Here is a 14,554-nt window from a genome sequence, read left to right as displayed (position 1 = left end):
GTTGATCGTGAGACCGAGCCTTTGCAGGCTTTTGTTTGCGAGCTTTGCGCGAGTGCCCTAGATTTCAGGGTGCGAACATACGGGAGTGAGAATGAACTACGGCTCGATCAAGCAGGCTGCGTTTCCCGATCCTTCGATGGACACTTGGCGCACCCTTGCGGAAAAAGCGCTGAAGGGCGCCGACTTCGACGCAACGCTCCTTTCGCATACCGACGACGGCTTGCCGATCGCGCCGCTTTATCCGCGCGCCGAGCCGAACCTCCTGTCTCGCGCCAACCCAGCCAAGCCCTGGACGATCGTGCAGCGCATCGACGATGTCGATCCCGCACGCGCCAACAAGCAGGCGCTGGATGATATCGCTCAGGGCGCGACCGGTCTCGCACTCGTGTTCGAAGGTGCGCCGAACGCCTTCGGCTATGGCCTGCCCGCAACGCCGGACGCGCTCGCCACAGCACTTGCCGGCATTCCCCTCAACAAGATCCACCTGCGCATCGACGTGCATCCGCAAAGCCGCATGTCGGTTGACTGGCTGGTGGAGCATCTCACCCGCAATTCGGTTGATCCCGCCAAGCTCGACATCGCGCTCGGGCTCGATCCGGCAGCGATCTTCGGCGGAACGGGTCGGCTGCGCATGTCGATCGAGGCGCTCGCCGCCTCCATGCCGCCCTCCCTCGCCCATTTCTTCGACATGGGCATTCCCGCGATTTTGATCGAAGCCGATGGCCGCGTTTATCACAATGCCGGCGCCAGCGAAGCGCAGGAACTCGGCGCAATGCTGGCCGCCGCCGTGTCACATCTGCGGATGATCGAAGCGAACCGCCAACCTCTGCAGCACACCGTGCCTTATCTCGGCTTCGCGCTCAGCGTGGATCAGGACCAGCTTCTGTCGATCGCCAAGATCCGCGCCCTGCGCCAGCTCTGGACGCGTGTGCAGGAACTGGCCAAGGTCGCCCCGCGCCCGGCCAAGATCCACGCCGAAACATCCTATCGCATGATGGCGTTCAAGGATTGCGAGACCAACATCCTGCGCACCACCATTGCCAGCTTCGCCGCAGCGGTCGGCGGCGCCGACAGCCTGTCCGTTCTGCCGCACACGATCACCCACGGCCTGCCCGAAAACTTCGCGCGCCGCATTGCCCGCAACACGCAGCTGATCCTCGCCGGCGAAAGCAAGCTCGACTTCGTGGTCGATCCCGCCGCCGGTTCCGGCGTGATCGAGGCCCTGACGGACCAATTGTGCCAGGCGGCCTGGACGGAATTCCAGCGGATCGAAGCCGAAGGCGGCATTCTCCAGAGTTTGAAGAACAACCAGCTGCAGGCCCGCATCAGGGAAACGGCGGTCAAACGCGGCGAAGACATTCGTGGCGGCAAGCGCGACGTGATCGGCACCACGCTTTATCCGGCCAAGGTCGAGCGACCCGTTGAGGTGATCCGCGCCGACACACGCCCCGCGCCCACCGACGGTGCCGTGTTCTGCGACCAGCTTTCGCCCCTTTTCCTCGACCGCGTAGCGGGAGAAGCCCGATGATCCCCGATTTCTCCAAGCACGACTGGTCCGCCCCCGCCGCCACACCGTCGCGCGTCAAGGACGAAAGCTGGACGACGCCCGAAGGCATCGCGCTCAAGCGCGCTTATGGTGCCGACGATCTGGCGCAGCTGCCTTACCTCGACACCGTGCCTGGTCTTGCCCCTTATATTCGCGGCCCCTACCCCACGATGTATGTCCAGCAGCCCTGGACGATCCGCCAATATGCCGGCTTCTCGACAGCCGAAGAGTCCAACGCCTTCTATCGCCGCAACCTCGAAGCCGGTCAGAAGGGCCTGTCCGTCGCCTTCGATCTCGCCACCCATCGCGGCTATGATTCGGATCATCCCCGCGTCGCCGGCGATGTCGGCATGGCGGGCGTGGCGATCGATTCCATTCTCGACATGCGCCAGCTGTTCGACGGCATTCCGCTCGACAAGATGACGGTGTCGATGACCATGAACGGCGCCGTTTTGCCGATCATGGCGCTTTATATCGTGGCGGCCGAGGAACAGGGCGTCGCCCAGAAGGACCTCGCCGGGACCATCCAGAACGACATCCTCAAGGAGTTCATGGTCCGCAACACCTATATCTATCCGCCGAAGCCCTCGCTGCGGATCATCTCCGACATCTTCGCCTACACGTCGCAAAATATGCCGAAGTTCAACTCCATCTCGATTTCCGGCTACCATATGCAGGAAGCGGGAGCGACGGCCGACCTCGAGCTCGCCTACACAATCGCTGACGGCATCGAATATGCCCGCGCCGGCGTCGCCGCCGGTCTCGATATCGACAGTTTCGCCCCGCGCCTGTCGTTCTTTTGGGCGATCGGCATGAACTTCTTCATGGAAGTCGCCAAGATGCGCGCCGCGCGCCTGATCTGGGCGGCCCTCATGCAGAAGAACTTCCAGCCAAAGGACCAGCGCTCGCTGTCCTTGCGCACCCACTGCCAGACATCCGGCTGGTCGTTGACGGCGCAGGACCCGCACAACAACATCATGCGCACCATGATCGAGGCGATGGCGGCGACCCAGGGCCATACCCAGTCGCTTCATACCAACGCCTTCGACGAAGCACTGGCCCTGCCGACCGATCATTCCGCCCGCATCGCCCGCAACACGCAGCTTCTTCTGCAAAAGGAATCCGGCACCACCCGTGTGATCGATCCCTGGGGCGGCTCGGCCTATGTGGAACGCCTCACGCATGAGCTCGTCACCAAGGCGCTCGCCCATATCGAGGAAGTCGAAACACTCGGCGGCATGGCGGCTGCCGTTGAGAAAGGCATCCCGAAGCTGCGCATCGAAGAAGCGGCAGCGCGCACGCAGGCCCGCATCGATTCCGGCGAACAGCCGCTGATCGGCGTCAACGCCTTTCAGCCAGAAACCGACATCGAGGTCGACGTTCTCAAGATCGACAATGCCGAAGTCCGCGCCCGCCAGCTATCCAAGCTGCAGCAGCTCAAGGGCACGCGCGACGTGGCTGCCGTGGAAGACGCGCTTTCGGCGCTGACCAGAGCCGCGGAAGGAAACGGCAACCTGCTTGAATTCGCCGTCAACGCCGCCCGCGCCAAGGCGACCGTCGGCGAAATCTCGCTCGCACTGGAAAAGACCTTCAGCCGCCACGCCGCTGTGGTTCAGACCATTTCGGGCGTCTACCGCAAGGAAATGGGTCAGAACCCGACCGTCGATCGCGTTCAACAGAAGGTCGAGCAGTTCGCGAAGAAGAACGGCGGAAAACCGCGCATCCTCGTCGCCAAGATGGGCCAGGACGGCCACGATCGCGGCCAGAAGGTCATCGCCACCGCCTTTGGCGATCTCGGCTTCGATGTCACCGTCGGCGCGATGTTCCAGACACCCGAAGAAATCGCCAAGCTCGCCGTGGAGCACGACGTCCACATCGTCGGCGCCTCCTCGCTCGCCGCCGGCCATCTCACGCTCATCCCCGAACTCAGCCAAGCCCTCGATCGCCTCGGCCGCAAGGACATCATCATCGTCGCCGGCGGCGTGATCCCGCCGCAGGATTTCGAGGCCGTCCGACAAGCCGGCGCAAGCGAAATCTTCCCGCCCGGCACGGTCATCCCAGAGGCTGCGGATCGGCTAATGGACGCGCTGCTGGCGTGAGTTGCAACTGATGTTGCAACGTAAAGTGATCTAGGTTATACAGAAGTTATAACTTGGATCATCTCCATGGTCGTAGATCACACACACTTCGATCGCCAGATGCAGGCTGCTCGACGCTTCATGGACAAGTATGCTGAAGCGTTTAGCAAGCTGGCTGAAATCGAACGGTTGGAAAATGGAACGCAGATGAACATCACCGTCCGCAAGATCGGCAATTCGGAAGGCGTGATCCTGCCGAAGGAGATGCTTGAGCGTCTCAATCTGAAGGCAGGCGACACGCTCACCGTAATCCAGCGAGAGCAGTCACTCGAATTGCTGCCCAGCACCACCAGCCTCGCCGAACAGCTGGAAGCGGCGCGTGAAGGGATGGCACAGTATCGTGTCGCCCTTCGCGAATTGGCGAAGTGACGACTTGGAAGTGGCTTAGCCGCCAAGCCATCGAGATCATTCATAACGAACAGGTTGCCGAGCACGGCGGCCTGGAAGGCTTGAAGGACGAGAACGCGCTTGAAGCGGCGCTGGCTCGCCCCATGCATAAAGCCACCTATGGCGAGCCCGACGTCTACGAACTCGCGGCCGCTTATCTCTTCGGTCTCGCGCGTAACCACCCGTTCGCGGATGGAAACAAACGCACCGCCTACCTCGCGGCTTACACGTTTCTCTTGCTGCACGGCCTGCGCATCAAGGCAACGGATGCGCAAGTCATCACCTTCGTGCGGGATGTCGCGGCCGGAGAGATTGTCGAGGAAGGCATCATCCGATTTTTGCGCGACCATTCAGCTCCAAGAACCTAGGCACCTTCGGACTGACTTAGGCGTTTGGCATCGTCTTCGCGTCTGAACGCTCTGCTTACGATTAGCCCGCTAGGCTGGGCTTCACGCGCAACATCAGTGCGCAAGGATCGCAGCCCATGCTGAACCGACGCCACCTTCTCGCCAGCGGACTGGCCAGCCTGCCCTTGCTGGCCGGCGCATCGACAGCACGGGCGCAAACGCGAGCTGGTCTCCAGCCGAACGCACCCACTGATCAAAGCGCAGCTTTGCAAAGGCTCATCGACCAGGCGTCCGAGCGCAACGAACCGGTTGTTCTTCCGCCCGGCCGCTTTATCGCCGCCAACCTCACCCTCCCACGCCGCCTGCGGCTGATCGGCATTCCCCGTGCCACGCGCCTCATCTATGGCGGCGGCGGGCATCTCCTGTTTGGGTCCGATCTCGACCATGTCGAGCTTTCCGGCATCACCTTCGACGGTGCCGGTCTGTGGCTTGGCGACGACATCAAGGCGCTGCTCGATTTCCGCCGACCGGGCACGCTCTTCATCGATCGATGTGAAATCCTGAACAGCGCCAAAACCGGCCTCGCACTGGAAGGCGCGGCAGGGCGCGTCGAGCGCAGCGCGATCAACAACGCTACCGAATACGCGCTTTATTCGGTGCAGGCGCGCGGCCTCACAATCGCCGACAACACCGTTGCCGATTGCGGCGATGGCGGCATTCTCGTGCATCGCTGGGAGCCGGGCGAGGACGGAACGATCGTTGCGAACAATCGCGTCGACCGCATCGGTGCCAAGAGCGGCGGCACCGGGCAGTTCGGCAACGGCATCAACCTTTATCGCGCCCATACGGTCAGCGTCACGAACAACAAGGTTGCAGACTGCGCCTTTTCCGCCATCCGCGCCAATTCAGCGAGCAACGCGCTCATCACCGGCAACAGCTGTCTGCGCTCAGGCGAAACCGGGCTTTATGTCGAGTTCGCGTTCGAAGGCGCGGTGATCGGGAACAATATCGTGGATGGCGCGGCCAACGGCATTTCGGTCGTCAACTTCAACTTCGGCGGCCGCATGGCGACGGTGTCCGGCAACATCGTGCGCAATCTCTCCACCACCGGCCCTTATCCCGCCGATCCGCCTGGCTTCGGCATCGGCATCGCGGTGGAGGCCGATACGGCTGTGACCGGCAATGTCATCGAGAACGCACCGCTTTTCGGCATCAACATCGGCTGGGGCGAGTTCATGCGCAATGTCACGGCCACCGGCAACACGATCCGCGAGGCCGGGATTGGCATCTCGGTTTCGGTGGTCGATGGCACGGGAAGTGCCGTGATCGCCGACAATGTCCTGTCGCAAACCCGCAACGGCGCGATCATCGGCCATCGCTGGACGGAGCGCGCCACCGACGATCTCGCAACCGCTTCGGATCAGCCCTTTGCCAATCTGACGATCGCCGACACTCAGGTGAACTAGGCGTACGCCTCCGGTGTTCTGATCCCACCGACCTCGATCCCATTCCAGTTCCTGAACACGGGATTGGCCAGCGCTTTCAGTTTGGGACCCAGATCCTTGTCGTCGCGCAGCACGATTTCGAGTACGCGCGCCACGATCGCCTCCGCGGCACGGGCTGCACCGTCGTCGCATTTCAGGGCAATGCCGACGCCGATAGAGGGAATGGCAGCGCAGAACACCCCTTCCGCGCCGATCTTCACCATGATCTTGCCCGGCGCAGCCTGCATCAGCTTGGTGTCTGCGCGGTCGGTGCCGGCGACGAGGAATGGCTCGGCCATGCAGGCCTCGAACAGCCGTTTGGCGGCGGCGGCACGCTGGGGTGCCAGCCCCTCGCCGGTCGCCATGCGAGCGAAGCCGAGCGCCATGTTCTTCAGCGGAATAGCGTAGGTCGGAATGGAACAGCCGTCGGTGCCGCGATGGGCAGGATCGTGTTTTGCGCCGGTGACGTTTTCCATCGCATCGCGCACCATTTCCTGCAGCCGGTGGTCGGCGCCGACATAGCCGGTCGGGTCGATGCCTTCATGGGCGCAGGTGCACAGGAAGCCGGAATGTTTGCCCGAGCAGTTGTTGTGCAGCTGGTTCGGCTGTCGGCCGCTGGAAGCCAGGTCGAGCGCGCTTTTCTGGAGCGTCGGCCAATGAACGCCGCATTCCATGTCGGCTTCGCTCAAACCCGCGCGCTCCAGCATGCTTTGCGCCAGGCTTGCATGCTCCGGCTCGCCATTGTGCGAGGCGCAGGCCAGCGCCAGTTCGCGATTGCCGAAACCATATGCGTCGGCCGCACCTGACTCCACGAAAGGCAGCGCCTGGATCGATTTCACGGCAGAACGCGGAAACACCGGCTTGTTCGTGTCGCCCACCGCCATGATCGTTTTGCCGGACGCATCGCATACCACCACGGAGCCGCGATGGCGGCTTTCCACCTGATCGCCACGCAGCACGTCTGCCAGAACCGGATTTGTCATGATCTCACCAATGTGAACGCGAAAAACGCCAAGCGCTTCCTACATAGAGACTGTTCCCGTTTCGAGGCTTACCCGCTGCATGGCTGTTCTGAAAGCCGTTGTTCTCTTCATTCTGCTCGTCTTCATCCTTCCCACCGCCGCGACCGTGGCGTGGTGGATGCTGCAGGATCGTCCCAATTCCTGGCGCTCGGCCGATTGGTCGGCAAGCGGCGTGCTGCCCGTGGTCAAGGACACCGATGACGCCGCCGTTTATGTCATGGCCGCACGGCTCGGCGGCTTGAAGGGTGCGATCTCCGTTCACTCTTGGATCGTCACCAAGGAAAAAGGCGCGCCGCGCTATAACCGCTATGACGTTGTCGGCTGGGGCAATCCTGTGCGGCGCAACGGCTATCCCGCCGATGGCCGCTGGTATTCCAACGAACCGGTGATCATGCATGCCGTAACGGGCGCGGCAGCCGAAGCGCTGATCCCGCGCGTGGAAGCGGCGGTGGATGCCTATCCCTATTCGCGTGCCGGCGATTACGTGGTGTGGCCCGGTCCGAACTCGAACTCCTTCGTGGCCTGGGTGCTCAAACAGGTGCCGGAAATCGGCGCGCGCATGCCGCCCAATGCGACAGGCCGCGATTATGCGCCGGGGCTCTTCGACATCGCCTGGTCGCCCAAGACCCGCGATTTGCATGTCACGCTTGGCGGCTTCGTCGGTCTGGCGATCGGCGCGACATCCGGCTTCGAGCTGCACTTTCTCGGCGTCGTTGCCGGCATCGATGTCACCGAACCCGCCTTGAAGATCCCCGCCTTCGGTCGCGTCGACGCGTCTATCCTCGGCTGATTGTCCGGCGATCGTCACGAGATCGTCGCGACACTTCGATAGCGAACCCGCTTGATTGACCAATCAATAAAAGCTAGTTTCGAGCCATGCCCAAGCTCGGAATGGAACCTCTACGCCGCCGTGCCCTGATCGATGCGACCATCGCGGCGATCGGTGATGCCGGCACTCTCGATGTCACGATGTCCGACATTGCCGGGCGCGCAGGCGTTTCGTCGGCGCTCGCCTTTCATTATTTTCGCGGCAAGGACGACCTGCTGCTTGCCACGATGCGGCATATTCTGGCCGAACTCGGCCGCGATGCGCGCACGGCCCTGAAGAACGCCAAGACACCGCGCGCCCGTGTTTCCGCCATGCTCGAGGTCAACTTTTCGGCCAAGCAGTTCCGGCCCGAAATCATCGCGGCCTGGCTCGCCTTTTATGTGGAAGCCCAGCGCGCCGAACCCATGCGGCGCTTGTTGCGCGTTTATGCCAGCCGGCTGCATTCCAATCTGATGAGCGGCCTGTCGGCGCTGCTTCCGCGTGACCAGGCGGTGATGACCGCAGAAGGCGTTGCGGCCCTGATCGACGGCCTTTATATCCGCCGCGCCCTCAAGCAGGGCGAGCCGGATGCCGCATCGGCCATCGCGCTGGTTGAAGATTACCTTTCCCTTAAACTCCCATAAAGGTCCAGCACAGGCATGAGCCGGCCGAACATCCTCATCATCATGGTGGACCAGCTGAACGGGAAGTTCTTTCCCGATGGTCCCGCAGATTTTCTTCATGCGCCGAACCTGAAGGCGCTTGCGGCTCGTTCTGCGCGGTTCCGCAACAACTACACGGCCTCGCCGCTGTGTGCGCCCGGCCGCGCCGCCTTCATGAGCGGCCAGCTGCCTTCGCGCACCGGCGTTTATGACAATGCCGCCGAGTTCCCGTCATCCGTGCCGACCTATGCGCATCATCTGCGCGCGGCTGGCTATTACACCGCGCTTTCGGGCAAGATGCATTTCGTCGGCCCCGACCAGATGCACGGCTTCGAGGACCGGCTGACCACCGACATCTATCCCGCCGATTTCGGCTGGACGCCGGATTACCGCAAGCCCGGCGAGCGCATCGACTGGTGGTATCACAATCTCGGATCCGTCACGGGTGCGGGCGTGGCCGAGATCACCAACCAGATGGAATATGACGACGAGGTCTGCTTCCACGCGATCCAGAAGCTGTATGATCTCAGCCGCACGTCGGACGACACCTCCGCCCGTCCGTGGTGTCTGACCGTGTCTTTCACCCATCCGCACGACCCTTATGTCGCGCGCAAGAAATACTGGGATCTCTACGAGGACTGCGCTCATCTCGAGCCGGAAGTCGGCTTCATTCCCAAGGAGGAACAGGACCCGCATTCACAGCGCTTGTATCACGCCAGCGATTATCCCGCCTTCAACGTGACGGATGAAAACATCCGGCGCTCGCGGCGCGCCTACTTTGCCAACATCTCCTATCTCGACGACAAGGTCGGCGAGATCATGGATGTGCTCGAGCGCACCCGCATGGCCGATGACACGCTGATCCTGTTCTGCTCGGATCATGGCGACATGCTCGGCGAGCGCGGCCTGTGGTTCAAGATGAACTTCTTTGAAGGCTCGGCGCGCGTGCCTTTCATGATCGCCGGCAAGGGCATCGAACCCGGCCTGATCACGGCACCGACCTCGAACCTCGACATCCTGCCGACCATGGCCGATCTGGCGGGCCTCGACCTGTCCGGCATCGCCGCCTGGACCGATGGCCAGTCCGTTCTTCCGCTCACCCGCGGCGAAACGCGGCCTGAGCCGGTGCTGATGGAATATGCCGCCGAAGGCACCTACGCACCGATGGTGGCGATCCGCGAAGGCCGCTTCAAGTTCGTGCATTGCGAGATCGATCCGCCGCAACTGTTTGATCTTGAATCGGATCCGCTTGAGCGGACCAACCTTGCCGCTGATCCCGCTCATGCCGGCGACGTCGAGCGCTTCATGCGCTTCGTGCGCGCGCGCTGGGACATGGCGCGCTTCGATGCCGATGTGCGCGCCAGCCAGGCCGCGCGCTGGATCATCTATCCCGCTTTGCGCAACGGCGCCTTCTACCCCTGGGAATATCAGCCGCTGCAAAAAGCGTCCGAACGCTACATGCGCAATCACATGGATCTCAACGTGCTTGAAGAGAACAAGCGCTTTCCGCGAGGCGAATGATCATGAACACCCTCCTGCACGGCCGCGCCACGTCTTCCAATGTCCAGATCGTTGCCTGGGCGCTCACCGAACTCGGCCTTTCCTATGAGCGGCTGGATGTCGGCGGCGCGTTCGGCGGCAACACCACGCCCGAGTTCAAGGCGCTGAACCCCAATGGCCTCGTGCCTGTTCTGGAGATCGATGGCCTCACCTTGTGGGAGAGCGGTGCGATCACGCGCTATCTCGGCGCCCGTTACGGCGACGAAGCCTTCTGGCCCGCCGATCCGGCTGTTCGCGCGCCCGTCGACAAGTGGGCCGAGTGGATCAAGACGACCTTCGTTCCCGCCTTTCTCGGCGGCGTATTCTGGCCGATCATCAGCACCAAGCCGGGCCAGCCCCTGCCCGACAGTTTCGCAGCCGCGGCGGCCAAGCTGAAGCAGGTCGCAGCCATTCTCGAAACCGGCATGCCCGAAGACGGCTTCTTCGGCGGCGACACGGTCTGCTGGGCGGACATGGTGATCGGCACCTACCTCTTCCGCTATTTCGATCTCGACTTCGACCGCGCCGAAACGCCGAAGCTGCGTGCGTATTATGACCGTCTGACCGGACGCCCGGCCTATGCCGAGCACGTCATGGTTAACTACGACAGCCTGCGAGCCAAGTAATCATGGAAGCCGATTTCGTTATCGTCGGCTCCGGCTCGGCGGGGTCCGCGCTCGCTTATCGTTTGTCGGAAGACGGAAAGCATTCGGTTGTTGTGATCGAGTTCGGCGGCACCGATGCCGGGCCGCTGATCCAGATGCCATCCGCCCTGTCGATCCCGATGAACATGCCGTTTTATGACTGGGGCTTCAAATCCGAGCCCGAGCCGCATCTCGGCGGCCGGGTGCTCGCCACGCCACGCGGCAAGGTGCTGGGCGGTTCATCCTCGATCAACGGCATGGTTTATGTACGCGGTCACGCCAGGGATTTCGATCACTGGTCGAAAAGCGGCGCGGCCGGCTGGGCCTATGCCGATGTTCTCCCCTACTTCAAGCGCATGGAAACCAGCCATGGCGGCGAGAACGGCTGGCGCGGCACGGATGGTCCCGTTCACGTCCAGCGCGGTCCACGCACCAATCCGCTCTACAAGGCCTTTGTTGAAGCGGGGCGCGAAGCCGGGTTTGAGACGACGAGCGACTATAACGGCTCCAAGCAGGAAGGCTTCGGCCCGATGGAGCAGACGATCTACAAGGGCCGGCGCTGGTCTGCCGCCAACGCCTATCTGCGCCCTGCCCTGAAGCGGCCAAATGTCCAGGTCGTTCGCGGCCTCGCCCGTCGCGTGGTGATCGAGAACGGTCGCGCTACCGGCGTCGAGATCACGACGCGCAATCAGGTTCAGGTCGTGAAAGCCCGGCGCGAAGTCGTGCTGGCGGCATCCTCCATCAATTCCCCTAAGCTGCTGATGCTTTCGGGCATCGGTCCGGCCGCGCATCTGCGCGAGCATGGCATCGAGGTCGTGGCAGACCGGCCCGGCGTCGGCCAGAACCTGCAGGATCATCTCGAGCTTTATATCCAGCAGGAATCGCTCAAGCCCGTCACGCTGCATTCCAAGCTGAACTGGTTTTCCAAGGGGCTGATCGGCGCGCAATGGCTGTTCCTGAAGAGCGGCCTCGGTACCACCAACCACTTCGAGTCCGCCGCCTTCCTGCGCTCGAAAGCGGGCGTCGAATATCCCGATATCCAGTACCACTTCCTGCCCGCCGCGATGCGTTATGATGGCAAGGCCGCCGCCAAGGCGCACGGCTTCCAGGCCCATGTCGGACCGATGCGCTCGAAGTCGCGCGGGTCGGTGTCGCTCCGCTCCGGCGATCCCTTGGACAAGCCGCGCATCATCTTCAACTACATGGCGCATGAGGAAGACTGGGCGGATTTCCGCCATTGCATCCGCCTGACGCGCGAGATCTTCGGGCAGAACGCCTTCAAGGAGTTCAGCGGCCGCGAAATCTCGCCGGGTGCGAATGTCCAGAGCGACGAGCAGCTCGACGCCTTTATCCGAGAGCATGTGGAAAGCGCCTATCATCCCTGCGGCTCCTGCCGCATGGGCCGGGCTGACGATCCCCACGCCGTGGTTGATCCGGAAACGCGGGTGATCGGCGTTCAGGGTCTTCGGGTCGCCGACAGTTCGATCTTTCCGCGTGTCACCAACGGCAATCTCAACGGTCCATCCATGATGACCGGCGAGAAGGCAGCCGATCATATTCTTGGCCGCGCGCCGCTCAGCGCATCCAACCAGGAGCCGTGGATCAATCCCCGCTGGGAGGTAAGCGACCGCTAGACGGAGGAAGGGGGGATCGTCTGTCGTTCATTGACGCGGTGTTGAACAAGAACGCTCAATTGCACCCGCAAAAGAGGCATATTGTTAACGCTAATGCGCGACGACAAGGAGAACCATTCGCCAAGGCTCTTCCCGCCAGCCACCAAGGACCTTTTTCACTATGCCTGAACTATCGCGCCGCCTTTTCGTGCTGTCTGCACCTGTGTTCCTGGCCGGTTGCATGTCTTCGCGTCAGCAGACTGCTTCCGTGAAGCCTGCGCCGCGTGTCGTGCCGCAATATTTCCAGGAAATGTATGCGGCCAAGACCGACGAGCTGTATCCCGTTGCAGCCGCCGACCTGACCAAGGTCGAGCCGGAATTCTATCGTCAGGAAGTCGATTACCCGACCACGGAAATGCCCGGCACGATCGTGGTCGACACGCAGGCGCGCCACCTCTTCCTCGTGGGCGAAAACGGTCGCGCCATGCGCTACGGCATCGGCGTGGGCAAGGCCGGTCTCGAGTTCCAGGGCGTCGCGCGCGTTCAATACAAGCGCGAATGGCCGCGCTGGACGCCGACGCAGGACATGATGGCGCGCGATCCCGAGCGCTACGGTCATCTGTCCGGCGGCATGGAGCCCGGCCCGACCAATCCGCTCGGCCCGCGCGCGCTTTATCTCTTCAAGGACGGCGTCGACACGCTGTACCGCATCCACGGCACGACCGAAGACTGGTCGATCGGCCGCGCGGTTTCCTCCGGCTGCATCCGTCTCCTTAACGCCGACATCATCGACCTTTACAGCCGGGTACCCGCCGGCACACGCGTCGTCGTGCTGCAGGGTCCCGAAAGCCCACTCGTTTAAACGCAGGAAAAAGACCTCATGAATGTCCAGCCCAAAGCCTCCCATTACATCAACGGCCGCTTCGTCGAGGATGAAGGGGGCCGCGCGCTGGATGTTCTGTATCCCGCAACGGGCGAGGTCATCGCCAAGCTGCACGCCGCCACGCCCAACATCGTGGAACTGGCGCTCGAAGCCGCGCGCACAGCACAAGGCAGCTGGGCACGCATGAAGCCGGTCGAGCGCGCCCGCATCCTGCGCCGCGCCTCCGACCTCCTGCGCGAACGCAATGCCGAACTGTCGCGCCTGGAAACGCTCGACACCGGCAAGCCGCTGCAGGAAACTCTGGTGGCGGACGCGGCGTCCGCCGCCGATGCGCTGGAGTTCTTCGCCGGCGCCGTTCAGTCGTTCAACGGCGAGCTCGTGGATCTCGGCGGCTCCTTCGGCTACACGCGCCGCGAAGCGCTCGGCGTCTGCGTCGGCATCGGCGCCTGGAACTATCCCATCCAGATCGCCGCCTGGAAGTCCGCGCCCGCTCTCGCCATGGGCAATGCCTTCGTGTTCAAGCCGTCGGAAAACACGCCGCTGACGGCCTTGGCTCTGGCTGAGATCTATACCGAAGCCGGTTTGCCGGACGGCCTCTTCAACGTCGTGCAGGGCTTCGGCGATGTGGGTGCGGCCCTCGTGTCGCATCCCGTCACCGCCAAGGTCTCCGTCACCGGCTCTGTGCCGACCGGCAAGAAGGTCATGGGCGTCGCCGGTTCGCACATGAAGCACGCCACGATGGAGCTCGGCGGCAAGTCGCCGATCATCGTGTTCGACGATGCCGATCTCGAAAACGCCATCGGCGGCGCCATGCTCGGCAACTTCTATTCGTCCGGCCAGATCTGCTCCAACGGCACCCGCGTCTTCGTGCAGCGCGCTCTGCACGACCGCTTCGTCGAGCGCCTCGTGGAGCGCACCAAGACCATCCGCATGGGCGATCCGCTCGACGAGAACGTGCAGATGGGTCCGCTCGTCAACGGCGCGCAGCACGCCAAGGTGATGGAGTATATCGAAGCCGGCAAGGCCGAAGGCGCGACGCTGGTTGTTGGCGGCAACGCCCCGTCCATGCAGGGCTTCGACAACGGCTTCTTCGTGGAGCCGACCGTCTTCACCGGCGTCACCGATCAGATGCGCATCGCGCGCGAAGAAATCTTTGGCCCGGTCATGAGCGTGCTGTCCTTCGACAGCGAGGACGAGGTGATCGCGCGCGCAAACGATACCGAATTTGGCCTGGCCGCCGGCGTCTTCACCCGCGACCTGCCGCGCGCCCATCGCGTGATCGCCGAGTTGCAAGCCGGCACCTGCTGGATCAACGCCTACAATCTCACGCCGGTCGAACTCCCCTTCGGCGGCTACAAGGCATCCGGCATCGGCCGCGAAAACGGCACCGCCGTGCTTGGCCACTATTCCCAGCTGAAGTCGGTTTATGTAGAGACCGGAGACGTCGACAGCCCGTATTGAACGCGCTGACCCAACGGGTT

The 14,554-nt window shown here is 62.8% G+C and carries 13 protein-coding genes; 12 read left to right on the top strand and 1 reads right to left on the bottom strand.

What is annotated here, in order from left to right; genetic code table 11:
- The first annotated feature begins 91 nt into the window (after positions 1 to 91).
- The 5 genes from JYU29_RS04000 to JYU29_RS03980 all read left to right on the top strand — a co-directional run bounded on the left by JYU29_RS04000 (position 92) and on the right by JYU29_RS03980 (position 5,884).
- Positions 92 to 1,528, top strand: a complete 1,437-nt coding sequence (locus JYU29_RS04000; RefSeq protein WP_213983445.1) for a methylmalonyl-CoA mutase subunit beta — start codon at positions 92 to 94, stop codon at positions 1,526 to 1,528.
- Entirely contained in the window at positions 1,525 to 3,645 is a 2,121-nt protein-coding gene (gene scpA, locus JYU29_RS03995) for a methylmalonyl-CoA mutase (protein WP_213983444.1), read from the top strand. The genes JYU29_RS04000 and scpA overlap by 4 nt, the downstream gene beginning before the upstream one ends.
- 186 nt (positions 3,646 to 3,831) lie before the next feature.
- Entirely contained in the window at positions 3,832 to 4,053 is a 222-nt protein-coding gene (locus JYU29_RS03990) for an AbrB/MazE/SpoVT family DNA-binding domain-containing protein (protein ID WP_213984250.1), read from the top strand.
- Positions 4,050 to 4,439, top strand: coding sequence for a type II toxin-antitoxin system death-on-curing family toxin (locus JYU29_RS03985; protein ID WP_213983443.1), 390 nt, complete (start codon positions 4,050 to 4,052; stop codon positions 4,437 to 4,439). Before JYU29_RS03990 ends, JYU29_RS03985 begins: the two co-directional genes overlap by 4 nt.
- A gap of 116 nt (positions 4,440 to 4,555) precedes the next feature.
- Positions 4,556 to 5,884, top strand: coding sequence for a TIGR03808 family TAT-translocated repetitive protein (locus JYU29_RS03980; RefSeq protein WP_213983442.1), 1,329 nt, complete (start codon positions 4,556 to 4,558; stop codon positions 5,882 to 5,884).
- Here the strand turns inward: JYU29_RS03980 and JYU29_RS03975 are convergent.
- A complete protein-coding gene (locus JYU29_RS03975; protein WP_213983441.1) occupies positions 5,881 to 6,885 on the bottom strand; it encodes an asparaginase in 1,005 nt (334 codons plus the stop codon). The genes JYU29_RS03980 and JYU29_RS03975 overlap by 4 nt on opposite strands.
- Before the next feature lie 79 nt (positions 6,886 to 6,964).
- Between JYU29_RS03975 and JYU29_RS03970 the strand changes: the two genes are divergently transcribed.
- The 7 genes from JYU29_RS03970 to betB all read left to right on the top strand — a co-directional run bounded on the left by JYU29_RS03970 (position 6,965) and on the right by betB (position 14,534).
- Positions 6,965 to 7,714, top strand: a complete 750-nt coding sequence (locus JYU29_RS03970) for a DUF3750 domain-containing protein (RefSeq protein ID WP_213983440.1) — start codon at positions 6,965 to 6,967, stop codon at positions 7,712 to 7,714.
- Positions 7,715 to 7,800: 86 nt separating this feature from the next.
- Positions 7,801 to 8,376, top strand: coding sequence for a choline-binding transcriptional repressor BetI (gene betI, locus JYU29_RS03965; protein WP_213983439.1), 576 nt, complete (start codon positions 7,801 to 7,803; stop codon positions 8,374 to 8,376).
- A 15-nt stretch (positions 8,377 to 8,391) separates the two neighbouring features.
- Positions 8,392 to 9,915, top strand: a complete 1,524-nt coding sequence (gene betC, locus JYU29_RS03960) for a choline-sulfatase (RefSeq protein ID WP_213983438.1) — start codon at positions 8,392 to 8,394, stop codon at positions 9,913 to 9,915.
- A gap of 2 nt (positions 9,916 to 9,917) precedes the next feature.
- Positions 9,918 to 10,559, top strand: a complete 642-nt coding sequence (locus tag JYU29_RS03955; protein WP_213983437.1) for a glutathione S-transferase family protein — start codon at positions 9,918 to 9,920, stop codon at positions 10,557 to 10,559.
- 2 nt (positions 10,560 to 10,561) lie between these two features.
- Positions 10,562 to 12,211 carry a choline dehydrogenase gene (betA, locus tag JYU29_RS03950; protein WP_213983436.1) on the top strand — a complete coding sequence of 550 codons (1,650 nt, stop codon included), beginning with the start codon at positions 10,562 to 10,564 and terminating at the stop codon, positions 12,209 to 12,211.
- A gap of 160 nt (positions 12,212 to 12,371) precedes the next feature.
- Complete coding sequence (locus JYU29_RS03945) at positions 12,372 to 13,052, top strand: L,D-transpeptidase (RefSeq protein WP_213983435.1); 681 nt, start codon at positions 12,372 to 12,374, stop codon at positions 13,050 to 13,052.
- 18 nt (positions 13,053 to 13,070) lie between these two features.
- On the top strand, positions 13,071 to 14,534 hold the full coding sequence (betB, locus tag JYU29_RS03940) for a betaine-aldehyde dehydrogenase (protein WP_213983434.1): 1,464 nt from the start codon (positions 13,071 to 13,073) through the stop codon (positions 14,532 to 14,534).
- Positions 14,535 to 14,554 lie beyond the last annotated feature (20 nt).

This window comes from Tianweitania aestuarii (assembly GCF_018457165.1).
Taxonomy (GTDB): domain Bacteria; phylum Pseudomonadota; class Alphaproteobacteria; order Rhizobiales; family Rhizobiaceae; genus Tianweitania; species Tianweitania aestuarii.
The sequence above is the reverse complement of the archived record's forward strand: the minus strand, read 5'-3'. Positions and strand labels throughout refer to the sequence as shown.